The 25,900-nt window shown below is 66.2% G+C and carries 22 protein-coding genes; 15 read left to right on the plus strand and 7 right to left on the minus strand.

Going from position 1 to position 25,900, the window contains the following annotated elements; translation table 11 throughout:
• Window positions 1-43 precede the first annotated feature (43 nt).
• The 4 genes from QCE83_RS32985 to QCE83_RS33000 all read left to right on the plus strand — a co-directional run bounded on the left by QCE83_RS32985 (window position 44) and on the right by QCE83_RS33000 (window position 7,418).
• The gene (locus tag QCE83_RS32985) at window positions 44-1,162 is read left to right on the plus strand and encodes an efflux RND transporter periplasmic adaptor subunit (protein WP_309820843.1); all 1,119 of its coding nucleotides are present in this window, start codon (window positions 44-46) and stop codon (window positions 1,160-1,162) included.
• Window positions 1,159-4,290, plus strand: coding sequence for an efflux RND transporter permease subunit (locus QCE83_RS32990; RefSeq protein WP_309820845.1), 3,132 nt, complete (start codon window positions 1,159-1,161; stop codon window positions 4,288-4,290). The genes QCE83_RS32985 and QCE83_RS32990 overlap by 4 nt, the downstream gene beginning before the upstream one ends.
• Window positions 4,287-5,756, plus strand: a complete 1,470-nt coding sequence (locus tag QCE83_RS32995) for an efflux transporter outer membrane subunit (RefSeq protein WP_309820847.1) — start codon at window positions 4,287-4,289, stop codon at window positions 5,754-5,756. Before QCE83_RS32990 ends, QCE83_RS32995 begins: the two co-directional genes overlap by 4 nt.
• An 87-nt stretch (window positions 5,757-5,843) precedes the next feature.
• Entirely contained in the window at window positions 5,844-7,418 is a 1,575-nt protein-coding gene (locus tag QCE83_RS33000; RefSeq protein ID WP_309820849.1) for a methyl-accepting chemotaxis protein, read from the plus strand.
• Here the strand turns inward: QCE83_RS33000 and QCE83_RS33005 are convergent.
• Window positions 7,415-8,734, minus strand: a complete 1,320-nt coding sequence (locus QCE83_RS33005; protein ID WP_309820851.1) for a chloride channel protein — start codon at window positions 8,732-8,734, stop codon at window positions 7,415-7,417. The genes QCE83_RS33000 and QCE83_RS33005 overlap by 4 nt on opposite strands.
• A 172-nt stretch (window positions 8,735-8,906) precedes the next feature.
• Here QCE83_RS33005 and QCE83_RS33010 point away from each other — a divergent pair, with 172 nt between their 5' ends.
• Both QCE83_RS33010 and QCE83_RS33015 read left to right on the plus strand, forming a co-directional pair.
• Entirely contained in the window at window positions 8,907-9,413 is a 507-nt protein-coding gene (locus tag QCE83_RS33010; RefSeq protein ID WP_309820853.1) for an AraC family transcriptional regulator, read from the plus strand.
• Window positions 9,410-9,826 (plus strand): VOC family protein, encoded by a 417-nt coding sequence (locus QCE83_RS33015; protein ID WP_309820856.1) that lies wholly within the window; start codon window positions 9,410-9,412, stop codon window positions 9,824-9,826. The genes QCE83_RS33010 and QCE83_RS33015 overlap by 4 nt, the downstream gene beginning before the upstream one ends.
• Window positions 9,827-9,843: 17 nt before the next feature.
• On the opposite strand, the gene QCE83_RS33020 is transcribed toward QCE83_RS33015, so the two are convergent.
• Entirely contained in the window at window positions 9,844-10,866 is a 1,023-nt protein-coding gene (locus tag QCE83_RS33020) for a sulfate ABC transporter substrate-binding protein (RefSeq protein WP_309820859.1), read from the minus strand.
• A 90-nt stretch (window positions 10,867-10,956) separates the two neighbouring features.
• Entirely contained in the window at window positions 10,957-11,589 is a 633-nt protein-coding gene (locus QCE83_RS33025; RefSeq protein ID WP_309820861.1) for an alpha/beta hydrolase, read from the minus strand.
• A gap of 178 nt (window positions 11,590-11,767) precedes the next feature.
• On the opposite strand from QCE83_RS33025, the gene QCE83_RS33030 reads away from it, so the two are divergent.
• Window positions 11,768-12,547 carry a GntR family transcriptional regulator gene (locus tag QCE83_RS33030; protein WP_309820863.1) on the plus strand — a complete coding sequence of 260 codons (780 nt, stop codon included), beginning with the start codon at window positions 11,768-11,770 and terminating at the stop codon, window positions 12,545-12,547.
• Window positions 12,548-12,556: 9 nt separating this feature from the next.
• Here QCE83_RS33030 and QCE83_RS33035 read toward each other — a convergent pair whose 3' ends face one another.
• On the minus strand, window positions 12,557-14,380 hold the full coding sequence (locus QCE83_RS33035) for an ATP-dependent DNA helicase RecQ (RefSeq protein WP_309820865.1): 1,824 nt from the start codon (window positions 14,378-14,380) through the stop codon (window positions 12,557-12,559).
• A gap of 144 nt (window positions 14,381-14,524) precedes the next feature.
• On the minus strand, window positions 14,525-16,384 hold the full coding sequence (gene ilvD, locus QCE83_RS33040; protein WP_309820868.1) for a dihydroxy-acid dehydratase: 1,860 nt from the start codon (window positions 16,382-16,384) through the stop codon (window positions 14,525-14,527).
• 310 nt (window positions 16,385-16,694) lie between these two features.
• Here ilvD and QCE83_RS33045 point away from each other — a divergent pair, with 310 nt between their 5' ends.
• From QCE83_RS33045 to QCE83_RS33055, 3 genes are read left to right on the plus strand one after another with little or no spacing between them, the layout of a single operon-like run.
• A complete protein-coding gene (locus tag QCE83_RS33045; RefSeq protein ID WP_309820869.1) occupies window positions 16,695-17,825 on the plus strand; it encodes a hybrid-cluster NAD(P)-dependent oxidoreductase in 1,131 nt (376 codons plus the stop codon).
• 18 nt (window positions 17,826-17,843) lie between these two features.
• Entirely contained in the window at window positions 17,844-19,028 is a 1,185-nt protein-coding gene (locus QCE83_RS33050; protein WP_309820871.1) for a Xaa-Pro peptidase family protein, read from the plus strand.
• A gap of 31 nt (window positions 19,029-19,059) precedes the next feature.
• Window positions 19,060-19,650 (plus strand): dimethylsulfoniopropionate lyase, encoded by a 591-nt coding sequence (locus QCE83_RS33055; RefSeq protein WP_309820873.1) that lies wholly within the window; start codon window positions 19,060-19,062, stop codon window positions 19,648-19,650.
• 13 nt (window positions 19,651-19,663) lie between these two features.
• Here the strand turns inward: QCE83_RS33055 and QCE83_RS33060 are convergent, their stop codons facing one another.
• Entirely contained in the window at window positions 19,664-20,950 is a 1,287-nt protein-coding gene (locus QCE83_RS33060; protein WP_309820875.1) for a diguanylate cyclase, read from the minus strand.
• A gap of 421 nt (window positions 20,951-21,371) precedes the next feature.
• Between QCE83_RS33060 and QCE83_RS33065 the strand changes: the two genes are divergently transcribed.
• Window positions 21,372-21,575, plus strand: coding sequence for a cold-shock protein (locus tag QCE83_RS33065; protein WP_309821213.1), 204 nt, complete (start codon window positions 21,372-21,374; stop codon window positions 21,573-21,575).
• A 290-nt stretch (window positions 21,576-21,865) separates the two neighbouring features.
• Complete coding sequence (locus QCE83_RS33070) at window positions 21,866-22,000, plus strand: hypothetical protein (protein WP_309820877.1); 135 nt, start codon at window positions 21,866-21,868, stop codon at window positions 21,998-22,000.
• A gap of 41 nt (window positions 22,001-22,041) precedes the next feature.
• On the opposite strand, the gene QCE83_RS33075 is transcribed toward QCE83_RS33070, so the two are convergent.
• The gene (locus QCE83_RS33075; protein WP_309820878.1) at window positions 22,042-23,028 is read right to left on the minus strand and encodes a LysR family transcriptional regulator; all 987 of its coding nucleotides are present in this window, start codon (window positions 23,026-23,028) and stop codon (window positions 22,042-22,044) included.
• A 216-nt stretch (window positions 23,029-23,244) separates the two neighbouring features.
• On the opposite strand from QCE83_RS33075, the gene QCE83_RS33080 reads away from it, so the two are divergent.
• Genes QCE83_RS33080 through QCE83_RS33090 form a run of 3 tightly spaced genes read left to right on the plus strand, consistent with a single transcriptional unit; the run spans window position 23,245 to window position 25,885 of the window.
• On the plus strand, window positions 23,245-23,988 hold the full coding sequence (locus tag QCE83_RS33080; protein WP_404986073.1) for an ABC transporter permease: 744 nt from the start codon (window positions 23,245-23,247) through the stop codon (window positions 23,986-23,988).
• The gene (locus QCE83_RS33085; protein WP_309820880.1) at window positions 23,985-25,172 is read left to right on the plus strand and encodes an ABC transporter ATP-binding protein; all 1,188 of its coding nucleotides are present in this window, start codon (window positions 23,985-23,987) and stop codon (window positions 25,170-25,172) included. Before QCE83_RS33080 ends, QCE83_RS33085 begins: the two co-directional genes overlap by 4 nt.
• Window positions 25,169-25,885, plus strand: a complete 717-nt coding sequence (locus QCE83_RS33090) for an ABC transporter permease (RefSeq protein WP_309820881.1) — start codon at window positions 25,169-25,171, stop codon at window positions 25,883-25,885. The genes QCE83_RS33085 and QCE83_RS33090 overlap by 4 nt, the downstream gene beginning before the upstream one ends.
• The last annotated feature ends 15 nt before the right edge of the window (window positions 25,886-25,900 follow it).

Genomic DNA, 25,900 nt, shown 5'->3' on the forward strand with positions numbered 1-25,900 from the left:
TCATGCCCCGACGGGCGCCGAGGTTCCTGTGAAGCGCTTCTCCTTGACCACGCCAGCCTTCTCGCGCGCGGCAGCCATTCCGATCATCTGCACGACCCTCTGCGTCACGCTCGCCGCCTGTCAGCGCCATGAAGCTGCCGCGCCCGCGCCCCGACCCGTTGTCGCGGTCGAAGCCAAGGCGGATAACGCCGCGCCGCTTGCCACGCTGCCCGGTCAGGTGCAGGCGCGTTATTCGACGCCGCTGTCCTTTCGCATCAATGGCAAGATTCTCGAGCGGCGCGTGCGTATCGGCGATACGGTGAAGGCCGGGCAGACCGTTGCCCGACTCGATCCCGCCGATGTCGAAAAGAACAGCGCCAGCGCCCGCGCGCAACTCGACGCCGCCTCGCATCAACTCGTCTACGCCCAGCAGCAGCTCGACCGCGACCGCGCCCAGGCCGCCGAGAACCTGATCGCGCCCGCGCAGCTCGAACAGACGCAGAACGCCTATGCGTCGGCGCTGGCGCAGCGCAATCAGGCGCAGCAGCAGGCCGCGCTCGCCGGCGACCAGCTGCGCTATGCGACGCTCGCCGCCGATCACGCCGGCGTCATCACCGCCGAGCAGGCCGACACCGGCCAGAACGTCAACGCGGGTCAGGCCGTCTACACGCTGGCATGGAGCGGCGACATCGACGTGATCTGCGACGTGCCCGAATCCTCGCTCAGCGCTTTTGCGGTCGGCCATGAGGCGGACGTGAAGCTCACCGCGCTTCCCAAGCGCACCTTCAAGGCGCGCGTGCGCGAGCTCTCCCCGGCCGCCGACACGCAGAGCCACACCTGGCGCGCGAAGCTCACGCTCGAAGCGCCGACGCCCGAAGTCCGGCTCGGCATGACGGCGGACATCGCCTTCACCCCGGCGCAGGCGGCCGTCGGCGCGTTCACGTTGCCGTCGACGGCCCTGTTCCACGACAACGGTCACCCTGCCGTATGGGTCGTGACCAAACCCGGCGACGCACTCGAACTGCGGCGCGTGGAGATCGCGCGTTTCGGCGAGCGCACCGTGACAATAGCCAGCGGCATCCAGGCGGGCGACCGCGTCGTGTGGCAAGGCGTGCATACCGTCTCGGCGGGCGAAAAGGTGCGCGTGGTCGCGCCCTTGCATCCCGAGGACTTCGCTTCATGAGCGCGCGCGATTCCACGTCCAGCGAAGACGCCGCGCAGCGTCACGAGGAAGGCCGTTTCAACCTGTCGGCATGGGCGCTGCGGCATCGCGCGCTTGTGATCTTCCTGATCGCGATGGCGACGATCTTCGGCATCCTCTCGTACACGCGCCTAGCGCAGTCGGAAGACCCGCCGTTCACGTTCCGCGTGATGGTCATCCGCACCTTCTGGCCGGGCGCGACCGCGCGTCAGGTGCAGGAGGAAGTGACCGACCGCATCGCGCGCAAGCTGCAGGAAACGCCGTACACGGACTTCATGCGCAGCTACTCGCGCCCGGGCGAATCCCTGCTGTTCTTCCAGATGAAGGACTCGGCGCCCGCGAAGGATGTGCCGGAAGAGTGGTATCAGATCCGCAAGAAGGTCGGCGATATCGCCGCGACGCTGCCGCCCGGCGTGCAGGGTCCGTTCTTCAACGACGAGTTCGGCGACGTCTACACCAACATCTTCGCGCTCGAAGGCGACGGCTTCTCGCCCGCGCAACTGCACGACTACGCCGATTCGCTGCGCACCGTGCTCTTGCGCGTGCCGGGTGTCGCGAAGGTGGATTATTTCGGCGACCAGGAAGAGCGCATCTATATCGAGATTCCGAATACGACGCTCACGCGCCTGTCGCTCTCGCCGCAGCAGATCGCGCAGGCCATCGACGGACAGAACGCCGTCGCGCCCGCCGGCGTGATGAACACGCCGAACGACCGCGTGTTCGTGCGCCCGAGCGGCCAGTTCAAGAGCATCGACGCGCTCGCCGATACGCTCATCGCCGTGAATGGCCGCTCGTTCCGGCTCGGCGACATCGCGAAGATCACGCGCGGCTACGTGGATCCGCCCGCCACGCAAATGCGTTCGGCCGGTGCGCCGGTGCTGGGCATCGGCGTGACGATGCAGCCCGGCGAGGACGTCGTGCGTCTCGGCAAGTCGCTCGATGCCGAAATGACGAAGTTGCGTGCGCAACTACCCGCGGGCCTGAAGCTCACCGAAGTCTCCAGCATGCCGCATGCGGTGTCGCATTCCGTCGATGACTTCCTCGAAGCCGTCGCGGAAGCCGTGATCATCGTGCTGATCGTGAGCCTGGTGTCGCTCGGCGTGCGCACGGGCATGGTCGTCGTGATCTCGATTCCCATCGTGCTCGCCGTCACCGCGCTCTTCATGTATCTGTTCGACATCGGCTTGCACAAGGTGTCGCTGGGCACGCTGATCCTGGCGCTCGGCTTGCTCGTGGATGACGCGATCATCGCCGTCGAGATGATGGCCGTGAAGCTCGAGCAAGGCTGGAACCGCACGCGCGCGGCGGCCTATGCGTACACCAGCACCGCGTTCCCGATGCTGACCGGCACGCTCGTCACGGTCGCCGGCTTCCTGCCGATCGCGCTCGCCAAGTCGAGCACCGGCGAGTACACGCGTTCGATCTTCGAAGTCTCGGCCATTGCGCTGATAGCGTCGTGGCTCGCGGCGGTCGTGCTGATTCCGCTGCTCGGCTACAAGCTGCTGCCCGAGCGCAAGAAGGAAGCGCATCTGCCCGACGATCACGAACACGACATCTACGACACGAAGTTCTATGGCCGCCTGCGCCGCTGGGTGGGCTGGTGCGTGCGGCGGCGCTTCGTGGTGCTGGCCGTCACGGTGGTGCTGTTCGTCATCGCGATGGCGGGCTTCACGCTCGTGCCGCAACAGTTCTTCCCGAGCTCGGACCGGCCCGAGCTGCTGATCGACGTGCGCCTGCAGGAAGGCGCGTCGTTCGACGCCACCTTGCGCGAAGCGAAGCGCCTCGAAACCGCGCTGAAGGGCCGCGCGGAAATCGATCATGTGGTGAGCTTCGTCGGCACGGGCGCGCCGCGCTTCTATCTGCCGCTCGACCAGCAACTGCCGACGCCGAACTTCGCGCAATTCGTCGTCACGGCGAAGTCGGTGGAGGCGCGCGAACAATTGGCGCGCTGGCTCGATCCGATGCTGCGTGAACGCTTCCCGGCCGTGCGCACGCGCCTGTCGCGCCTGGAGAACGGGCCGCCGGTCGGCTATCCGGTGCAGTTCCGCGTGAGCGGCGACGATATCGGCACGGTGCGGCACATTGCCGAACAGGTCGCCGCCGACATGCGCGCCGATACGCGCACCACCAATGTCCAGTTCGACTGGGACGAGCCGTCGGAACGCTCGGTGCGCTTCGAAGTGGATCAGCAGAAGGCGCGCGCGGCGGGCGTCACGTCGCAGGACATCGCCAGCTTCCTCGCGATGACGCAAAGCGGCACGACCGTCACGCAGTATCGCGAGCGCGACAAGCTCATCGGCGTCGATCTGCGCGCGCCGCGCGCGGAACGCGTGGATCCGGCGCGCCTCGCCACCCTCGCAATGCCCACGCCGAACGGTCCGGTGCCGCTGGGCGCGCTGGGCCGCGTCGTCGATACGCTCGAATACGGCGTGATCTGGGAACGCGACCGGCAGCCGACCCTCACCGTGCAATCCGATGTCACGGGCAATGCGCAGGGCATCGACGTGACGAAGGCCATCGACGGCAAGCTCGACGCCATTCGCCGCGCGCTGCCGGTGGGCTATCGTATCGAGGTGGGCGGACCGGTGGAGGAAAGCGGCAAGGGCCAGGCGTCGATCAACGCGCAGATTCCGGTGATGGTGATCGTCGTGCTGACGCTGCTGATGATCCAGTTGCAGAGCTTCTCGCGCGTGATGATGGTCGTGCTGACCGCGCCGCTCGGTCTGATCGGCGTGGTCGTCACGCTGCTGGCCTTCGGCAAGCCGTTCGGCTTCGTCGCGATGCTCGGCGTGATCGCCATGTTCGGCATCATCATGCGCAACTCGGTGATCCTCGTCGATCAGATCGAGCAGGACATTGCCTCGGGCCACAAGCGGTTCGACGCCATCATCGGCGCAACGGTCCGACGCTTCCGCCCGATCACGCTGACCGCCGCGGCCGCCGTGCTCGCGCTGATCCCGCTTCTGCGCAGCAACTTCTTCGGCCCGATGGCCACCGCGCTGATGGGCGGCATCACGAGCGCGACCGTGCTCACTCTGTTCTACCTGCCCGCGCTCTATGCCGCGTGGTTCCGCGTGAAGCTCGACGAACGCGAGGGAGCCTCGTCATGAACCGCACTCGTACGCTGATCTTCGCCGCGAGCGCCGTGCTCGCCGGCTGCGCGTTCGGCCCGGACGGCAAGCCGCCCGCGATGCCCACGCCCGCGCATTACGGCGCCCAGCCGCAAGCCGATGCCACCGTCACCGCCGAGGGCGCATCGCAACGTTTCGTCGCCGGTGCGCATCCGGTGCCCGAGTGGTGGAAGGCGTATCGCTCGGACACGCTGAACGCGCTCGTCGATGAAGGCCTGCGCAACAGCCCGGATCTCGCCGCCGCGGACAAGACGCTCGTCGCCGCGCGCGAGCAATTGCGCGCACAGGTGGGCTCGTCGCTGTTGCCGTCCATCGACGCGGGCGGACAGACCACTCGCCAGCGTGCCCTCACCATCCCCGACTTCGGCCCGCCTACCGCGCTGTACAACCTCTTCGTCGGACAGATCCAGGCGCAATACACCTTCGACCTGTTCGGCGCGGCGCGCTTCGCGAACGCATCGCTGGCGGCGCAGGTCGATCAGCAGGCCTTCCAGCTCGACGCCGCACGGCGCGCGCTCGCCGCGAATATCGTGACGGGCGCGATCGGCGCGGCTTCGCTGCATGCGCAGATCGACATCACGGAACGGCTCATTACGCTCGCGGGCGACGACGCCCATGACACCGAACGCCGCTACGCGCTCGGTTCGGCCTCGCGCGCCGACGTGCTCACGGCCCAGCAGAACGCGGCCTCGCTCGCGGCGCAACTGCCCGGCTTGCGCGCGCAATGGCTCGCGAACCGTCATGCGCTGGCCGTGCTGCTCGGCCGCACGCCCGACCAGGCCCCCGACGATCTCGATCTCGCGAGCCTCACCGTGCCGCCCGACGTGCCGCTCGTGCTGCCTTCGGAACTGCTGCAGACGCGCCCCGACATCCAGGCCGCCGACGCCGCATTGAAGGCCGCCGCCGCGCAAGTGGGCGTCGCGACGGCGCAGTTGTTCCCGAGTCTGTCGATATCGGCATCGATGGGCCGGGGCGGCTTCAGCTGGCCGACGGCGCTGTCCGGCGCGGGCGCGTTGTGGAGCATCGGCGCTTCGCTGTCGGCGCCGATCTTCCACGGCGGCGCGTTGTTCGCGCAGCGGCGCGCGGCCATCGCCACGTACGACGCCGCCGTCGAGCAATACAAGCAGACGGTGCTGGCGGCCTTCCGCAACGTCGCGGACACGCTGGCGGCGCTGGAAAACGACGCCGAGGCGCTCGCCTTCGCGGACAGCGCGAGCAGCAAGGCGCGCGATGCATCGGCCGATGCGCTCGCACGCGTACGGCTCGGCGCCATTCCGCCACGCGCCGCGCGCGGCAGCGAGCAGCAGTCGCTGAATGCACGCCTCACCGCGATCCGCGCCGGCAGCGCGCGCATGAGCGACACGGCCGCGCTGTTCCAGGCGATGGGCTCGCCGCTCGCCGCCGCGCAAAACGTGACGAATGCGGATGCAAGCGGCCTAAAGTAAAACGAATCTGCTCCGTAAACAGTTTGAAAGCATAGGATTTGCTCGCGAGCGCGAATCCGCGTCAACCCGTCTACGGAGAAGTCGAACATGAAGGTGGTCACCAAACTCAGTCTGGGCTTTGGCATCGTGCTGTCGATGCTGCTTGCCGTGCTCGCCTATGGGCTCTTCAGCATGGCGCAGATCCAGGCGCGCTTCGACGAAGTGGTCGAGGTCAACAATGAGGATGCCAAGCTCGCGCACGAACTGACGCTCTCGATCAGCGACCGCATGATCGCGCTGCGCAACGTCGCGCTGATGAGTGACATCGCCGCGATCGAAACCGAGAAGCAACGCATCCGCACGCAGGCGCAGGGCTATGCGGAAGCCTTCGACGCGCTCGGCAAGCGGTTCGCACAGAACGACAAGACCGAAGCCCGCGAACGCGCGCTCTACGACACGTTGCGCACCCAGGCAGCCGCTGCCGCGCCGGTCATCGAGCGAGCGGTGGCGCTTGCCGAGGCGCGCGACCAGCAGGGCGCGACGCACGTGCTGATCGACGAACTGCGTCCCGTGCAGCGCAACTGGATGAACGCCGCGAAAGAACTGGTCGCGTTGCAGGACCAGCAGAACGTGAGCGCCAATCGCGATGCCGACGACGCCTACGCCCGCGCGAAAGCCATCATGATCGCGCTCGGCGTGCTCGCCACATTGAGCGGCGCAGCGGCCGCGCTGCTCATCACGCGCGCGCTGACCCGTGCGCTCGGCGGCGAGCCGAACGAGGCCAAGGCGCTGGCGGCGCGCATCGCGCAAGGCAATCTGCGCGAGCCGGTCGCAACGGCGCATCGTCATCCCGACAGCCTGATGGTTTCGCTCGAAAGCATGCGCGCAAGGCTCAACGCCATCGTGCTCGGCATCCAGTCGTCGAGCGTCACGATTGCCGGCGCGGCGCGCGAGATCGCACAGGGCACCGTGGATCTGTCGCGGCGCACCGAATCGCAGGCGGCTTCGCTCGAAGAAACCGCGGCGAGCATGGAGGAACTGGCGAGCACCGTCGCGAAGAACGCCGACAACGCTGCCCAGGGCACGCACGCCGCCACCCAGGCGTGCGGCGACGCCACGCAGGGCGGCGCGAACGTCCACGAGGTCGTCGCGACCATGCGCGGCATCGCGCAGGGCTCGTCGCACATGGCGGACATCATCGGCGTGATCGAGGGCATCGCGTTCCAGACCAACATTCTCGCGCTCAACGCCGCAGTGGAAGCCGCCCGCGCCGGCGATCAGGGACGCGGCTTCGCGGTCGTCGCCGGCGAGGTGCGGGCGCTGGCTCAGCGCAGCGCCGTCGCCGCGAAGGAGATCAAGACCCTCATCGACGATTCCACCACGCGCGTGGCCAGCGGCTCGGCGCTCGTCGAGCATGCGGGCAGCGCAATCGAAGGACTGGTGGCTTCCGTGAACCGCGTGACGGTCATCATGAGCGAAGTGGCCGCCGCATCCGGCGAGCAGCGCACGGGCATCGATCAGGTCAACGTGGCGGTCGCGCAAATGGACGAGGTGACGCAGCAGAACGCGGCGCTCGTCGAACAGGCTTCGGCGGCCGCACAGTCGCTCGCCGAACAGGCCGAGTCGCTGCGTGAAGCGGTGTCGGTGTTCCAGGTCGAGCGCAACGCACATCAATATGCCTAATCCGACACCCCGTGCAGTCCCTGCGCGGGCGCAGGAGCCGGCGTGGTCGCAGGCGCAAGCGCCGACGCCGGACGCGTCTCGCCCAGCGCGCGGAAGGTCATCATGGCGCCCGCGATCGCCAGCGCCAACGGAATCAGGAAGCCCTGCTCGATGTTCGTGAACTCGAGCGTCAGCACCAGCGCCGTCAGGGGCATCTGCATCGCCGAGGCCAGGAAGGCCGCCGCGCCGATCACCGCGAACGCGCCGAGCGGCGTGCCCGGCCAGAACACATTCCAGACGCTGCCGAGCACCACGCCGAGCAGCGCGCCGTTCGTCAGGCTCGGCGTCAGCAGGCCGCCTTGCGCGCCCGCACGCAGCGAACTCACCTCGATGATTACCTTCAGCACGAGCAGCACGCCGGCCAGCGCAAACCCGAGATGGTCCTCGAAAGACAATCCGGCAGCGCTCTTGCCGTTGCCCGCGAGTTGCGGGTAATAGATCACCAAAGCGCCGACGAACATGAAGTTCAGGAACAGCAGCACGGGCAGCGACGTGCCGCGCGCCGCGTTCGCGCGCGCCGCCTTGGTGAACTTCACGAAGAGCCGCGCGGCCGCGCCGAACAGCGGACTCGTGACGACGGCCCAGACGATCAGTTGCGCATCGAGCGAATAGACCGGCAGACGATAGGTCTGCGCATCGCCCAGTCCGATCCAGGCGACGAACGCGCCGATGGCCGACGTCAGCAGCGCGGCCACGACGATGCGTGCTTCAAACGTGGCGAGCAGCACCTCCAGCACGAACACCGCGCCGCCGAGCGGCACGTTGTAGACCGCCGCGAGCCCCGCGCCCGCGCCGCACGCCACCATGATCCGCGCTTGCGCCGGCGTGAGTTTCGCGGAGTGCGCGAGCCAGCCGGCCCAGAGCGCGCCGATTTCGCGCGGCGCGACTTCGCGGCCGAGCGGCGAGCCCATCGCGACGGTCACGATCTGCAACAGCGAATTGGCGACGGTGCTGACGGGCGGCATGCGCGGACCGTCGGCCTTGATGGCGTCCGCGACGCTGACGAGCGGCTTGCCGAAGCGATACAGGAGCCACCAGCCCGTGCCCCCAATCACGCCGCACAGCGTCAGGACGATGAAGCGCCGTTGCGGCGACGCGCTGCTGATGCCTTCGAGGAAGCTTTCCTTGCCGGGCAACGAATCGACGCTGTAGCCGAACGCGACGTGCTGCACCGCATGCAGCAGCAGTGCGAGCAACATGCCGCCGAGCCCCGCGCCCACGCCGACGAGCACGGTAACGACGACGAGTTTCGCGGCCGGATTCGAAGTCGTGGACATCGCGTTCACCTTGTGAACAGAAGAATAGATAGGGGATCAGCTTGAGGCTACGTGGGCGTGCGCCGTTTCGCGCGCGTGCCTTGCTTGCGGAATCGCACGGATTCGTGCACATGCTTATCCGACGCCGCGTTCGCGCCTACACTAAACGAAATTTGCCTGCCGTTCCGGATTCATGCCACCTCGCCCGCTGCCCTCCGCCGCTCCGCTCGAAGACCCCGCCCTGCTGCGCCGCCTGCTGCGCGCGAAGGACCGCATGGACGCCGCCTCGCACGAAGCGTGGCCGGTCGCCCGGCTGGCCGACGTGAGCGGCGTCTCCGAAGCGCATTTCGCGCGGTCCTTCAAGCGCGCGTTCGGGCTTCCGCCGCATCGCTATCTGCTGACGCGGCGCATCGAGCAGGCGACCAGCCTGCTGCGCGATACCGAACTGAGCATCACCGAGATTGCCTTCGCCACCGGCTGGGAAAGCCTCGGCACGTTCGGCCGCGTGTTCCGCGACATCAAGGGCAGCAGCCCCGGCGCCGTGCGCACCGCGCTGCGCGCCGCAGACAGTCCGCTGCGGCAGGTGCCCGCCTGTGTCCTGAAGGCCGCGCTGCGTCCCGATCTGACGATGGCAGTTTTGGAGAAGCGCCGCCGTTCGGCCACGGCTACAGTGCGCTCATCAACCGAGGAGGAAACATGAGCGACGGTATCAATGTGGTGGGCGTGTATGTCGACGATCAGGACGCAGCGCTGGAGTTCTACGTCGACAAGCTCGGATTCCGCGTCCATACGGACGTGCGCAACGGCGACTATCGCTGGCTCACGGTGCAGCATCCGGACCAGCCCGCGTTCCAGCTGGGGCTGTTCGCACCCGGCCCGCCGATTCACGACGACGCCACCGCGCAAACCCTCCGTTCGATGGTCGCCAAGGGCGCGATGCCGCCGCTCGTGCTCGCGGTCGCCGATTGCCGCGCGGCTTACGCGCGGTTCAAGGCGCGCGGCGTGGAGTTCACGCAGGAGCCGGTGGAGCGCTACGGCAGCGTGGATGCGGGTTTCCGCGATCCCGCCGGCAACGGCTGGAAGATGATCCAGGCGCCGCGCGGCGGGCAGTAATCAACAGTGCAGCGCGCTCAGTTCTTGTCGGCGACGACCTGATCGAAGGTACCGCCATCGGCGAAGTGAAGCTTCTGCGCGTTCTGCCAGCTGCCGAACAGCTGCTCGACCGTGAAGGTCTTCAACGGCTTGAACTCGCTCGCGTGTTTCGCCAGCACGCCGGGATCGCGCGGACGCAGATGATGCTGCGCGATGATCTCCTGCGCCGCCGGCGTGTACAGGAAGTCGAGATACGCCTGCGCCTCCTTGCGCGTGCCGCGCTTGTCCACCACCTTGTCGACGATCGACACCGGCGGCTCGGCCAGCAGGCTCACTGACGGATACACCGCCTCGAAGTCCTTCGCGCCCGGTCCCGCGCTCATCAGGCCCACTTCGTTTTCGAAGGTGACCAGCACGTCGCCGATGCCGCGCTGCGTGAAGGTGGTCGTCGCGCCGCGGCCGCCGGTGTCGAGCACCGGCACGTTCTTGAAGATGGCTTTTTCGAAGGTCTGCGCCTGCGCGTCGGTGGCGCCCTGCTGCTTCTTGTAGCCCCAGGCCGCGAGATAGGTATAGCGGCCGTTGCCCGAGGTCTTCGGATTCGCGATCACCACCTGCACGCCGTTGCGCGCCAGATCGTTCCAGTCCTTGATGTTCTTAGGATTGCCCTTGTGGACGAGGAACACCATCGTCGTGGTGTAGGGCGCGCTGGCATCCGGCAGACGGCTGCGCCAGTTTGCCGGCACCAGTTGCCCGCGTTCGGCGAGCAGGTCGATGTCGTTCGGCTGGTTCATCGTCACGACGTCCGCCTGAAGACCCTGCGTCACCGAGAGCGCCTGCGCGCTCGATGCACCATGCGACTGCCGCACCGAAACCGTCTCGCCGGTCTTCTTCTTGTAGTCCGCGATGAAGGCGGAATCGATGTCCTTGTACAGCTCGCGCGTGACGTCGTAGGACACGTTGAGGAGCGTCGTGTCCGCATGCGCGACGCCGGTCATGCCGAGTGTGATACCGAGGGTGACACCAACCGCGGCTGCGATCAGCAGCTTCTTGTGTACCGCCATTCTTGTTCTCCAGTGACAGGGTTTCGATACTGCACAACACACGAAGGCCGCTCGAAGGCGGCCATTTTTATACGACGGGAGCAACAGCGCTTATCCGTACGCGCGCTGTTGCTCCGTGTCGTCTTCTTGTTCAAGTTCGTCGCCGGACGGTGCGCGCCGCGCGAGCGTCTCGACGAAATGCTTCGCCAGCGGCCACGGTCCGAAACCCGCCGCCGTGTTCACGTGCCCCGCGTCGCCGAGATTGATGAACGCGCTGTTCCAGTGCTGCGCCAGCGTGCGCGCTTCGTCGAGCGGCATCCACGGGTCAGTTTCGCTGCCCACCACGAGCGAGAGCGTATCCAGACGCCGTGCGCTGAAGTTGCCGGCAAAGCGGAACTTCGCCGGGCTGGCCGGCGCGACGAACAGCACGCCCTGCACGTGCGCGCCGGTAGGCTTCAGATGCGCCAGCGCATGCGCGGTCGCGAGACAGCCGAAGCTATGCGCCGCGATGACCACCGGACCGTCGATATCCGCCAGTTCGTCGCGTACCGCGTCGCTCCAGGTATCGAGATGCGGCAGGTCCCAGTTGCGCTGCTCGACGCGCCGCGCCGACGCCACCTCGCCTTCGAGCCAGCTCTGCCAGTGCGCGTCCTCGCTGCCGTACAGACCCGGCACGGTGACGAGCGTGACGGCCGCCCGCGAGACATCCGCTTCCCGTGTTCCACCCGCGCTGCGTTCGCTCATGTTCATCCTCGCTGCGACCCGAATCGATCAGGCCTCATTCTCGGCGAGCGCACCGCAACGGCTAACCAATATTTCGTCATTTCTTTATGGCTGGAGGGCCGCGCGGCAGGCATCGTTATAATCGCTGCACGCCGCGTCCGGACGCGCACATGCGCCCGCCTTCTGCCCCGCCACCTTCATGCCGACCCGCCGATCCGCCGCTCCCCCCGCTGTTTTCCCGGACTCGCCGGTGCCGCTGTATGCGCAGATCAAGGACACGCTGCGCGTCGGGATTCTCGACGGACGCTATCCGCCGCACAGCCGCATGCCGTCGGAGAGCGAGCTCCAGGCGATGTTCGACGTGAGCCGCATCACCATCCGCCAGGCGCTCGGCGATCTGCAAAAGGAAGGCTTGATCTTCAAGGTGCACGGCAAGGGTTCGTTCGTCTCCCAGCCGCGCGCGTTCCAGAACGTGACGTCGCTGCAGGGTTTTGCCGAGGCGATGTCGGAAGGCGGGCACGACATCCTCAACCGCGTGCTGAGCTTCGATATCGTGCCGGCGGCCGACGACGTCGCCGCCCGGCTCGGTCTTGCGCCGGGCAGTCCGGTAGCGGAGATTCATCGCGTGAGGTTGCTGAATCGCGCGCCGGTTTCCTACGAGATCAGCTTTCTTCCCGAACACTTCGCGCGGCCGCTCGCGCGCGCGGACCTCGTGACGCGCGACATCTTCCTGATCCTCGAGAACGATTGCGCCGTGCCGCTCGGCAGCGCGGATCTCGCCATCGACGCCATCGCGGCGCCCGTTGATATCGCCCGGTCGCTCGATGTGAAGAAAGGCGCGCCGCTGTTGCGCATCGAGCGCCTTACGCACGGCGCGGACGGCACGCCGCTCGATTTCGAGTACCTCTATTTTCGCGGCGACACGTTTCAGTACCGGCTGCGCATCGACCGCGAGCGCCCGGCGAGCACAGCCCGCTGAAGCCGCGAGTCAGGACGCCTTGCGTGCGCGCTTCACATACTCGCCGATAAAGGTGCGCACTGCGTCGTCCGCGAAGCGCACCGCGACGCGATCGCCGCTGATCATCTCGACAACGCCCTCGCCATAACGACGCACGCGCACGCGATCGCCCTCCTTGAAGCGCGCTGGTTCCGGACGTGACGACTCGCTCTGTTCCGCGCGTTCCTGTTCCCGCTGTTCGCGCGGACTTTCGCTCACTTGCGGCGGATGCAGGCAGTTGTCGCAGGTGCCGCAGCGCTCGCCGCCGAGTTCGTCCTCGGGCTTGCGATAGCGGATCTCGCTCGCCTGCCGCGGCTCTGCTTTTCGCGTAGCCTCGATGTCTTCCGCGAAGTAGTCGAGCAGCGTGCGCCAGCGGCATTGCGCGCCCTGCGCATAGCCGATCATGCGTTCGAGCACGGCGCGATCGCGCTCCGAGCGCGCCGCATACTCTTCGGCGGCGGCATCGAGCCGGGATTCGTCGAAGTGGTCGTCGCTTAGTTTCAGTCCGCCGCGCCGCGTGCGCCGCGTCATGCCGATATCGCCAAGCAGCGCCGTCGCGACCCGCAGCTTGTTCGCGCCGATATCCGGCAGCGCTTCACGCAAGCGCGCGAGCGGTTTCTCCAGCGTCCCGCTTCCGCTTTCCTGCGCGAACTCTCGCACCTTCAGCGCCACGCGCGCGATGGTCTCGCGGCTCGGATAGCGGCCGCTCATGAAGAACTGCTGCACTTGCCGGTCCTTCATCTCGAACAGCAGCGTGCAGCGCGCGGGCTGTTCATCGCGGCCGGCGCGGCCGGCTTCCTGATAGTAGGCATCGAGGCTGCCCGGCATCTGCGCATGGATCACGAAGCGGATGTCGGGCTTGTCGATCCCCATGCCGAACGCGTTGGTCGCGACCATCACGCGCACGCGGTCCTCCATGAACGCATCCTGCGACTCCGACCGCTCGGCCGACGACAGCTTGCCGTGATAGCGCCCCGCCTCGACACCCGCTTCGACGAGCGCGGCATGCAGCGCCTCACATTCGGCGATGGTCGCGCAATAGACGATGCCGCTGCCCTGCGCGTCGCGCACGCATTCGATCGCGCGCCGCCGCTTGTCTTCCGGATTGGTCAGCTGTTCGACGCTGAAGTGCAGGTTGTCGCGATAGACGCCGGTATGGATCACGCGAGCGTGCCGCATCGCCAGTTCGCGCACGATGTCCTCGATGACGGCGGGCGTTGCCGTCGCGGTGAGCGCGAGCACGGGCGGCCGGCCGAGCGCCTTGATGGCATGCACGAGTTCGACATAGGCCGGGCGGAAGTCGTGACCCCACTGCGAGATGCAATGCGCTTCGTCGATCACGACGAGCGCAATGGCCGGCATGCCGGGCGCGGCGAGTTCGGCGGTGAAGTCGGCGTTCGAGAGCCGCTCGGGCGTGACAAAGAGCATGCGCACCGCATGCCCGGCGACGGCTTCCATGACCTCGCGCGCCTCGCCCGCCGTCAGCGTGCTGTTGAGCACGGCGGCCGCGATACCAGCCTCGGCGAGCTTCGACGCCTGGTCGCGCATCAGCGAGATGAGCGGCGACACGATCACCGTCATGCCGTCGAACTGGAGCGCGGGTAGCTGATAGCACAGCGACTTGCCCGCGCCGGTGGGCATCACGGCGAGCGTGTCGTGGCCGTCAAGCACGCTGCGGATCACCTCGTCCTGGCCCGGCCGCAGGTGCGGAAAGCCGAAGACGCGACGCAAGGCGCTTTCGAGTTCGTCGTCGAGCGGTTTGCGCTTTCGCGCGCTGCGTGCGCTGTGTGCTTCGTGGGCGTGTGGGTCGTTCATGTATGCGGCTCATATGCCCGTCCGCCGGGTGCGGTCAGCGCGCAAGGCTTCGAGCAAACCCCGTACCTCGACACACGCCGCAGCAGGCGAAAAAAAACCGCTCCCGAGGGAGCGGCTTGCGCGCTTGAACGCGGAGCGAGGCAATCAGTCGTCGAGCAGCGACAGATCGCGCACCGCGCCCTTGTCCGCCGACATCACCAGCTTCGCATACGCCTTCAGCGCCGCCGATACCTTGCGCGGACGCGGCTTCGCCGGCTTCCAGCCCTTCGCGTTCTGCTCCTCGCGGCGTTGCGCGAGTTCCTCGTCGGAGAGCAGCACGTCGATACGACGATTCGGAATGTCGATGCGAATGCGGTCGCCGTTGCGCACCAGGCCGATCGCGCCGCCCGCCGCCGCTTCCGGCGAGCAATGGCCGATCGACAGCCCCGACGTGCCGCCCGAAAAGCGGCCATCCGTCAGCAGCGCGCAGGACTTGCCCAGTCCCTTCGACTTGATGTAGCTCGTCGGGTAAAGCATTTCCTGCATGCCCGGGCCGCCCTTCGGACCTTCGTAGCGCACGATCACGATATCGCCCGCCTTGACCTTGTCGTTCAGGATGTTCTCGACCGCTTCGTCCTGCGATTCCGTCACGTGCGCGCTGCCTTCGAACACCAGGATGCTTTCATCGACGCCCGCGGTCTTCACCACGCAGCCATCCAGCGCGATGTTGCCCGTCAGCACCGCTAGCCCGCCTTCCTTCGAGAACGCGTGCTCGTACGAGCGGATGCAGCCTTCCGCGCGGTCGCTGTCGAGGCTCGGCCAGCGCGTGTTCTGGCTGAACGCCACCTGCGTCGGAATGCCGGCCGGACCCGCCATGTAGAAGGTCTTCACGGCTTCGTCTTCGGTGCGCTTGATGTCCCACTGCGCGAGCGCATCGCCAAGCGTGGGCGCATGCACGGTCGGCACGTCCGTGTGCAGCTTGCCCGCGCGTTCCAGTTCGCCCAGGATGGCCATGATGCCGCCCGCGCGATGCACGTCCTCGATGTGATACTTGTTCGTGTTCGGCGCAACCTTGCACAACTGCGGTACCGTGCGCGAGAGACGGTCGATGTCGGCCATCGTGAAGTCGATCTCGGCTTCCTGCGCAATCGCCAGCAAGTGCAGGATGGTGTTGGTCGAGCCGCCCATCGCGATATCGAGCGTCATCGCGTTCTCGAACGCCTTGAAGCCCACCGAGCGCGGCAGCAGACGCGTTTCTTCCTCTTCGTAGTAACGCCGCGCCAGCCCCACAATTTCGCGTCCCGCGCGCTTGAAGAGCTGTTCGCGGTCGGCGTGCGTCGCGACCACGGTGCCGTTGCCCGGCAGCGAGAGGCCGAGCGCTTCGGTCAGGCAGTTCATCGAGTTGGCGGTGAACATGCCCGAGCACGAACCGCACGTCGGGCACGCGGAGCGTTCCACTTCGGCCACTTCGGCGTCCGAGTACTTCTGGTCCGCGGCGATCACCATCGCGTCGACGAGGTCGAGCTTCTTGAACTCCATGGCCTTCGTGACGGGATTCGCGAGGCGCGTCTTGCCGGCTTCCATCGGACCGCCGGACACGAAGATCACCGGAATGTTGAGGCGCATCGCGGCCATCAGCATGCCGGGGGTGATCTTGTCGCAATTGGAGATGCACACCATGGCGTCGGCGCAATGCGCGTTGACCATGTATTCCACCGAATCCGCGATGATCTCGCGGCTCGGCAGCGAGTACAGCATGCCGTCGTGACCCATGGCGATGCCGTCATCCACCGCGATGGTGTTGAATTCCTTGGCCACGCCGCCCGCGGCCTCGATCTCGCGCGCGACCAGCTGTCCCAGGTCCTTCAGGTGCACGTGGCCGGGCACGAACTGGGTGAACGAATTGACCACCGCGATGATCGGCTTCGAGAAGTCTTCGTCTTTCATGCCGGTGGCACGCCACAGCGAGCGCGCCCCCGCCATGTTGCGGCCGGCGGTGGAGGTTTTGGAACGGTAAGTGGGCATCGTGGGTGGCTTTGAGAATTGTCGCGAAAATGAAAGCGGGCCACGAGGATAAAGGCCCTTTGCCCTTGCCTGAACGGCCTGCGGCATGCCTTTTGGGCGCCGCTTTTGAGCAAAGGCTGAATTATCCCACAGCGGCGCGCAGCGGCCCTGTGCCGGTCACCCAGACGCATAACCTCAGGTAATGACAGCGCGAAATTAAAGCGCATTGACGCTGTCCGGGCGCAAATCGATACTCGATGCCAACCTCCTCCCGGCCCCGCGCCGCCCCGCAAACCCGCGCCAGACAGGGCGCTCCGACCGTTCCGACGCCATGAACATGCCTGAGAGAAGCCTCGCCCCCGCCCCGGACGCCGACAGCGTGTTTTCGAGTCCCGGCACCTGGGAGCGCGGCGGCGAGCCGTGGGCCAGCAGCGAGCAACGCACGCTGACGTGCTGCCGCGTCACCGACGAGACCCACGACGTCAGGAGCTTCGAATTCCGCGTCGGCGACGGCGCGCCCGTGCGCTTCGAACCCGGCCAGTTCCTGACCATCCGGGCAAACGTCGCCGGAATGCCGGTGGAGCGCTGCTACACGATTTCCTCGCCGCCGACGCGTCCCTGGCTCGTGTCGATCACCGTGAAGCGCGTGCCGGGCGGGATCGTCTCGAACTGGCTGCACGACACGCTGAAGCCGGGCCATGCGTTGCGCGCCTACGGGCCGTCCGGAAGCTTCACGGCCACCGCCGCCGCGTCTCCGAAGTCGCTTTACCTGTCCGCCGGGTCCGGCGTGACGCCCTTGATGTCGATGACCCGCGCCGCCCTCGATCTCGGACTCGACCGCGACGTGATCTTCATCCACAGCGCGCGAACCCCGGCCGACATCGTCTTCCGTGACGAACTGCGGCGCCTCGCCGCCCTGTCGCCGCGCCTGCGGACGTTCTTCGTGTGCGAGGGCAGCGGCGACGAAGCGGACTGGAGCGGCGCCATCGGCCGGCTGAGTCTGCGCTTGCTGTCCGAGTGGGCGCCCGACTACGCCGAGCGCGAAGTCTTCACCTGCGGTCCCGCCGGCTATATGAGCGCCGTGCGCGACCTGCTGCGCGAAGGCGGGCACGACCCGGCGCGCTCTCACCAGGAAAGCTTCGACCTCGGCGCGGGGGTCGCGCCGGAGCCGGCGGACGATGCGCCGTCGATTGCACAGGAAAGCTTCACGGTGAAGCTGTCCCGCTCGTCGAAGAGTTTCACGATGAACCCGTCCGAAACGGTGCTGGCGGCGGCGCGCAAGGCGGGCGTGGCGATCCCGTCGTCGTGCAGCCAGGGCGTATGTGGCACCTGCAAGACGAAATTGCTGGACGGCACGGTCGACATGGAGCACAACGGCGGCATTCGCGAGCGCGAGATCCAGAAGGGCTTTCGGCTGCTGTGCTGCAGCCGGCCGACCTCCGACCTGACGCTCGAACTCTGAATCACGAGGGGGAACAGCATGGCGGTCGATGCAAACTTGCGCGACGTGCGGGCCTACCGGTTCGCGCGCGTGCTGGAGCAGATGCGCGAACACGCAGTGCCCGCACTGCTGCTGTATGACCCGGTGAACATCCGTTACGCGACGGATACCTCCAACATGCAGGTGTGGTGCGGCCGCAATCCGGCGCGCTACGTGATGATCCTCGCGGACGGCCGCATCGTCGCGTGGGAATTCCACAGCAGCGAACATGTGTGGGACGGCATCGATCTCGACGTCGAATGGCGCGGCGCCACCAGCTGGACCTTCTTCAATGCCGGTCACGAAGCCGAACGCCGTGCCGAGACCTGGGGCGCGGAGATCGTCGATGTGCTTCGCACCCATGCGCCAGGCGAGACGCGGCTTGCCGTCGATCGGCTCGATCCCTTCGGCACCGTTTATCTCGAACAACACGGCATCGCGCTATCCGACGGCCAGCTTCTCATGGAAAGCGCGCGCCTCATCAAGTCGCCGGGCGAACTCATGCTGATCGGCGCATCCCTGCGCACCGCCGAGCAAGGCATCCAGCGCATGCGGGAAGCGCTTCGGCCGGGCATCACCGAAAACGAACTGTGGGCGCATCTGCATTTCGAGAACATCCGTCACGGCGGCGAGTGGATCGAAACGCGGCTGCTCGCTTCCGGCGAACGCACCAATCCGTGGATGCACGAATGCTCGGCGCGCGTGCTGCAAAACGGCGATCTCCTCGCCTTCGATACCGACATGGTCGGCCCGCACGGCTATTGCTCGGATATCTCGCGTACGTGGCTGGTCGGCGACGGACGCCCGTCCGGCGAACAGCGCGCGCTCTACGAACAGGCCTATGCGCAAGTCCACACCAACATGGATCTGCTGAAGCCCGGCATGACGTTTCGCGAGTTCTCCGAGAAGGCGTGGCGCATTCCCGAGCGCTTCATCAAGAACCGCTATTGCTGTCTGGCGCACGGCATCGGCATGGTGGATGAATATCCGTCGATCGCCCATCAGGTCGATTGGGACAGCGCCGGCTATGATGGCCGTTTCGAACCGGGCATGACGGTGTGCGTCGAGAGCTATATCGGCGCCGAGGGCGGCACGCAGGGCGTCAAGCTCGAACAACAGGTCGTCCTCACCGAGCATGGCTGCGAGCCGCTCACGGCCTGCCCCTTCGAAACCGACTGGCTATAGCACGTATGCACATATAGCGCGAGGGCACATCATGACGAAACGACCTGAAGCCGTATCGACCTTCCTTGCCATCGCGGAACGCCTGTTCCAGTCCACGCAGCTTCCCGAAGGCGGACGCGTGGTTGCGTCGAAGGTGTTTGAAAAATTGCGCACGCCGTCCGACGACGGCACGCGGCATGCGGACCGCTTCCCCGCCTGCGCGTGGTTCGATGCCGCCGTCGCACCGCGCATCGGCGAGGATACGGATCTCGGCGCCGCCGCGCGCGCGCTCAAGGCGCTGGAACCCTCGCTGGGCTGGTCGCGCCGGTATTCGGGTGAGAACGGCAGCGAGAATTACATCGAAGGTCACGTACACGGCATGATCTGCGGAACGGGCGGCGCCGAAAGCCGTCATGACGTGCGGCTCGGCTTCTCCGTGATGGCGCCCGAGGTCCGCTATCCGGATCACTCGCATCCGCCGGAAGAAGCCTATGTGCTGTTGAGCGCCGGCGAGTTTCGTCAGCGCGACGGCGACTGGTTCAATCCGGGCATCGGCGGCGGCATCCATAACCTCCCGGGCAGCCGCCATGCAATGCGCTCAGGCCGCGAACCCTTCATCGCGATCTGGTGCCTGTTGCCGTAAGCCGTACGCCTCGCTATCCCACCTCGACGCGGTTGCGCCCGCGCTCCTTCGCCTGATACAGCGCGCGGTCGGCGCGCCGCATCAACGCATCGACGTCGGACTCGCCCGGCTCGCGCGTCACCACGCCGATGCTCACCGTGAACGGAATCGGCTTCACGCGCCACGCGTGCTCGAAGTCCTGCTGCTCGAAGCACCGGCGCAGTGCGTCGGCGATCTCACAAGCAAGCCGTGCATCCGCGCCCGGCAGCGCCGCGACGAACTCCTCGCCGCCCCAGCGCGCGAACAGCTTCGACGCATGCGGAATCGACATGCCGACCTGCGCCAGCACGCACAGCACTTCGTCGCCGATATCGTGGCCGTGACTGTCGTTGATCTTCTTGAAGTAATCGATGTCGAGGATGAACACCGACAGCACCTGATCCGTGCCCAGCACCTTCTCGACGAAATCCAGGAACTCGCGACGGTTCGGCAAACCGGTCAGGGCATCGGTCGCGGCCTGCTTCCTGAGCAGTTCCATCAGCTGCGCGCGCTCGGTGATGTCGCGGATGACCGCCGTGAATTCGATCACGCCATCCACCTTGATCTTGGAGATCGCGATCTCCACCGGAATGATCCGTCCGTCGCGATGCCGTCCGTACACGCTGTTGCTTTCGTCCATGCGCGGCGGCGTGATCGAACGCAGGTTCATCTTGTCGGAGTCGGCGAACTGCCTGACATTGCGCGAGTGGTTCGCGCGGAAGCGTTCGGGCAGGAGCGTCTCGATGCGCCGGCCGAGCACTTCGTCCGAACGGTAGCCGAACAGGTTTTCCGCCGCGCGATTGAACAGCGTGATGTTGTGCTGCTCGTCGATCGTGACGATCGCGTCATAGGCCGAATCCACGACCGCGCGAAACCGCGAGTCGCTGACTTCGAGTGCGTGGGTCAGATCGCGCTCCGGCGGATTGACGAAGCCCGTCAGCAGGATCTCCTTGGCGTCCGCGCCGCCGAGCGGCTTGAGCGTGAGGCGCCATAGCGGTTTATTCGCGCTGCGCGTTGCGGGATGCTCGAGTTCCTGCTTCTCGCCCGACGTAAAACCTGCCTTCAGCTTCTCGCGCAACGCGGACCATCCGTGATCCGGAATCAGCGTATCGAACAGGAAGGGAAATGAAAGCGGCTCTGCGTGCGCTACGCCCGCCATCGCGAGGAACGCGTCATTGCAAGCGTTGATGACAAAAGCACCGTGCGCATCTCGCGCGAAGACAGCGACGCAGATCGTCACGCCATCCGCGGGCTCCTGAATTGTGTTGGGCAAACCGGACATAGTCTCACCTGGGCGACACCGCCTTACGGTAGCGAAAGCAAAAAGCGCGTGACGTTGTCGGGCGTCACATCGCCCATGGTTATCGGCGCGGAGTCATGAGCCTTGAGCTTGAATTCGATGATGATCGACATGGCAGGGCTCACCGTCTCACACGAACGGCTTGCCCTCCCGCAAGGACATCGCGCAAGAAGCGTGCTTCGCCCGGCAAGGCCGACGAACTTTCGTTCGAATTTCGTTCGAAAATTGTTGACCAATTCACTAAGGATTTGGTAGCATCCATGGCTGGAGTACAAGAAGTCGATTGCTGTTCATCAATAGTCCGTTTATCTCTTGCGGTATTCGTTGTCCATTCCCCTCCTTGCTGCTTCGTCCGCTCATTCGAGCACTTTCTTTTTTTGTTGTATTTCAATTCAGGATTTTCATGGACACCGGTATTGTCAAGTGGTTCAACGACACCAAGGGTTTCGGTTTCATCACGCCGGACGCAGGCGGCGATGACCTTTTCGCGCATTTCTCGGAAATTCGCGCTGACGGTTTCAAGACCCTGGCAGAAGGCCAGAAGGTAAGCTTCGAAACGAAGCGCGGCCCGAAGGGCATGCAGGCTTCGAACATCAAGCCGCTGTAAATTTGCCGCTGCAGATTTGCCGCTGTTAATTCGCGGCACGCCGGGAGCCTCCAAGACAAGGCTTCCGGCTTCCTCCGGTTCACCTTCGCGGCTCCGCGACACTCCTTCGGCCTGGCCCTGGTTGCCGCCATCTTTCGATCGCGTTAAAGACGCGCATCGCCTCGTGTTCTCTGGTTGCGCCGGAAACACTCTCTCTTAAAATTAAAATGACACAACTCAATCAATACCGCGGTTATGCGGTACACGCCTTTACGCATCGCCTGCACGACAAAACGTTTTCCGCGAATGTCATGCTGGAACGTCCCGAAACGGATTCGGACGAATCCACGTATCGCTTTTTCTCGCTGGATTACTTTACCCAGGAATCCGATGCGATCGAGTATTCGCGCCGCTGGGCGCGCGACTGGATCGACACGCGCGGCTGACGGCATCAGCAACACGCGCACTGCACTCAACTCAACTCAACTCAACGCAACGCGTCGTCCGGCAGCGTCGGCACGGCGCGCACGAGCGCCGGGCGAATAAGATGCTCGAGCACGCGGCGCGTGAGCGTCACGGTCTCGTCGACGAAACCATCCCACTCTCCCTGCCGATGCAGCACGAAGAACTCGCGCCGCGCGAGCCGTCCTTCGGGCAGCGGCAACACGGCGATCTCGTCGAGATAATGCCGTGCCTGCCACAGGCACAGCGGCGTCGAGATGGCGAAGCCGAGCTTCGCGCTGACGAGGCTCAATAGCGGATCGGTGGCGTCGAATTCGTAGCGGCGCGGGCTCTCGATACCCAGATGCCGCGCAAAGCGATCCACCTGCTGGCCAATCACCGAACGCGCCGTATAGCGGATCAGCGGCAGTTCGTCCGCCAGCGTGCGCCAGTCCGGCGTGCTGCCTTGCGCGCGCCCGGCCGCGCGTTCCTCCAGCCAGCGCCGCGACACCACCGCGACGAACGCCTCCGAAAACAACGGCACTTCGACGATGCGCGCATCGGTCAACGCCGTCTGCGTGCAGACGACGACGTCCACTTCGCGCGCGTGCATCTGCGCCGCCAGCCCGGGCGTCAGGCCCGACCACAGGGTGATCTGTCGCGCCGGACCGGACATCGCGCGGATCAGCTCGGGGCCGACCGTCGCCGCGAAGGAATCGACGCAACCGAGCCGCAAAGGCAACGTCCCCGCCAGCGATTCGGCGCCGATCCGCGCGCTCACCGTCTGCGCATGTTCCAACAGCGGGCCTGCGAGTTCGAGCAGCGCGCGCCCGGCGCGATTCGGACGCGGCGGCCGGCTGTCGCGATCGAAAAGATCGGCGCCCTGTTCGCGCTCCAGTGCGGCAATCGACTGGCTCACCGCGCTCTGGCTCAGGCCGAGGCGGCGGGCGGCGGCCGTCATCGAGCCGGTCTCGCAGACGGCGACGAACGCCTGCAACGCGCGCAAATCGATCGGGGCTGGGGTACGTCTCATCAAGTCTCCGCAAGAAGAACGGCCGCCCGCGCGGCACCCATCATCAGTTTGCCTTCTACAGAACCGCCACGCGCACTTTAAAACAGAGTCCAGGCTTTGATGCACCCGCACAGGCCCGGTCGGTTTGGTGACAGTTGATGTCGAGTTTGTGTTGGTTCACCTGTTATTGGCCCGTTACATTCGATCCACACCCGCATCGGGTGCACGGAGGCCGCATTGGATACGCTGGTTTTCATCTGGAGTAATGCGGCATCGATCGGCCATATGCTGGTCGATCACGTGCTGATCGTGCTGGCCGGCGTCGGCTGCGCGATCGTGACGGGCGTCACGCTCGGCATCGTCATCACGCTCAACGAACGGCTCGCGCGCGTCGTGCTCTATACCGCCGCGATGCTGATGACGATTCCGTCCATTGCGCTGTTCGGCCTGCTGATCCCGGTGCTGTCGCTGATCGGCCAGGGCATCGGCTTCCTGCCGGCGGCCATCGCGCTGTTCCTCTATTCGCAGTTGCCCATCCTGCGCAACACCTACGCGGCCATCCGCAATCTCGATCCCGCACTGCGCGAAGCCGCGCAAGGCATGGGCATGACTTCGTGGCAGCGGCTGCGGCGCGTCGAAATGCCGATTGCCGTGCCGATCATCATGGCCGGCGTGCGCATGGCGGTGGTGATGAACATCGGCATCGCGGCGATTGCGACGTATATCGGCGCGGGCGGACTCGGGCGGCTCATCAGTCGCGGCATCTCGCAGTCGGACCCGCGGCAGCTGGTGGCGGGCGCGCTGATCGTCGCGCTGCTTGCCATCCTCGCCGATCTCGGCCTGGCCGCGCTGCAATGGCGGCTGACGCCGGAAGGCATGCGGCCTCGCCGGGCGCGCTTCCTGTGGCGCCGCGCCACGGCCCGGCCGCCGCTCGCGGCGCCTCTTGCACACACGCCTGCCACTCCGGCGGAGGGACGATGATCGAGCTTCGAAACCTGACCAAGCGCTTCGCTGCGCGCGGCGACAAGGCGGTCGTCGACGACATCTCGATGACGGTCGAGGAGGGCGAACTGTGCGTGCTGCTCGGACCGTCCGGCTGCGGCAAGACCACGACGCTCAAGATGGTCAACCGGCTCGTGCAGCCGACCTCGGGCCGCATCCTGATCGGCGGCGTGGATACGGCGGGCTTCGATATCGTCGAACTGCGGCGGCGCATCGGCTATGCAATTCAGCAGGTGGGGCTGTTTCCGAACATGACGGTGGCGGACAACATCGCGCTCGTGCCGGAGATGCTCGGCTGGAACAAGACGCGCATCCGCGAGCGCACGGAACAGCTGCTGGCAATGGTCTCGCTCGATCCGGCCACCTTCATGCCGTGCTATCCGCGCGATTTGTCGGGCGGGCAGCAGCAGCGCGTCGGCGTGGCCCGGGCGCTCGCCGCCGATCCGCCTGTCATGCTGATGGATGAACCCTTCGGCGCGATCGATCCGATCAACCGCACGTCGATCCAGGACGAGTTCCGGCATATCCAGAAGAGCCTGCGCAAGACCGTGATGTTCGTGAGCCACGACATCGACGAGGCCATGAAGATGGGCGACAAGGTAGCCATCTTTCGCGACGGCAAGATCGAGCAGATGGCCAGTCCCGACGAATTGCTGGCGCGTCCGGCGAGTGCGTTCGTCGCGGATTTTGTCGGCACGGACCGGGCGCTGAAGCGCCTGCGTTTGATGCGCGCCGCCGACGCCGCAATGGAACCGGCACGCGTCGCACGGCTGGGTTTCGCCAGCGCCGATGCACGTACGCTCCTGCGCGATCATCTGGCCGACACGCTGGTCGTGCTCGATGCGCAGAATCAGCCCGTAGGCCATGTCGGACCGCTGGAACTCGCCGCAGCAGGCGCGACGCTGGACGCCGCCCGAGTCCGCCCGCTGCCCGCCGTGGTACGCGCGACGGACGACCTGCGCTCCGTCATGTCGATGCTGCTCGCGCACGGCGTCACGTGGCTGCCGGCCGTGGATGCCGAGGGCGGTTTCATCGGCTATGTGACGCACGAACGCATCGCCTTGATGGCGCGCGCGGCATGCGTTTCGGGCGAAGCGTCGCCGCAGGTCGCCGCCGCGCCGCGTGCGGACGATATCGCGCTCGTCGCCGGAGCCGTGCGATGAAGCCGCGCGGCGCTCGCCTCGCGTGTGCTCTGGCGGTGGCATGCGTCAGCGCGTCGGCGCATGCGGACAACTGGCTGGCATCGATCGGTCAGTATCGCGCGGACATCGTCTATCAGGCCGGCCAGCAGATGCTGATGGTGCTGATCGCGGGCGTCGCGGCCATTCTCGTCGCCGTGCCCGCCGGCATCTGGCTGAGCCGTCCGGAGAACGGCCGCGCGGCGCATTTCGTCATGTTCACGCTGAACGCCGGCCAGGCCGTGCCGAAGCTCGCGATCCTTGCGCTCGCCATGAGCGTGCTCGGCATCGGTGCGAAGCCCGCGATTCTCGCGCTGTGGCTGGCCACGCTGCTGCCCATCGCGATGAACACCTACGAAGGCATCCGCGCCGTGCCGCCCGCGCTGATCGAGGCGGCCAACGGCATCGGCATGACGCAGTGGATGATCCTGCGCAAGGTCGAACTGCCCAACGCGATGTTCGTGATTCTCGCCGGCGTGCGCACCGCGCTGGCGATCACGGTCGGCACCGCGCCGCTGGCGTTTCTCGTCGGCGGCGGCGGACTGGGCGAACTCATCTTCACCGGCATCGACCTGAACGACTTCACGATGTTGCTTGCCGGCGCCATCCCGACCGCCCTCCTGGCGGTCGCCACCGACCTGTTCGTCGCGCAGCTGCAGCACTGGCTCGTGCCGCGCGGCGTCAGTCCTCAACGTTGATCCTTCTCCCGGAAC

The organism is Caballeronia sp. LZ034LL (assembly GCF_031451215.1).
Taxonomy (GTDB): Bacteria; Pseudomonadota; Gammaproteobacteria; order Burkholderiales; family Burkholderiaceae; genus Caballeronia.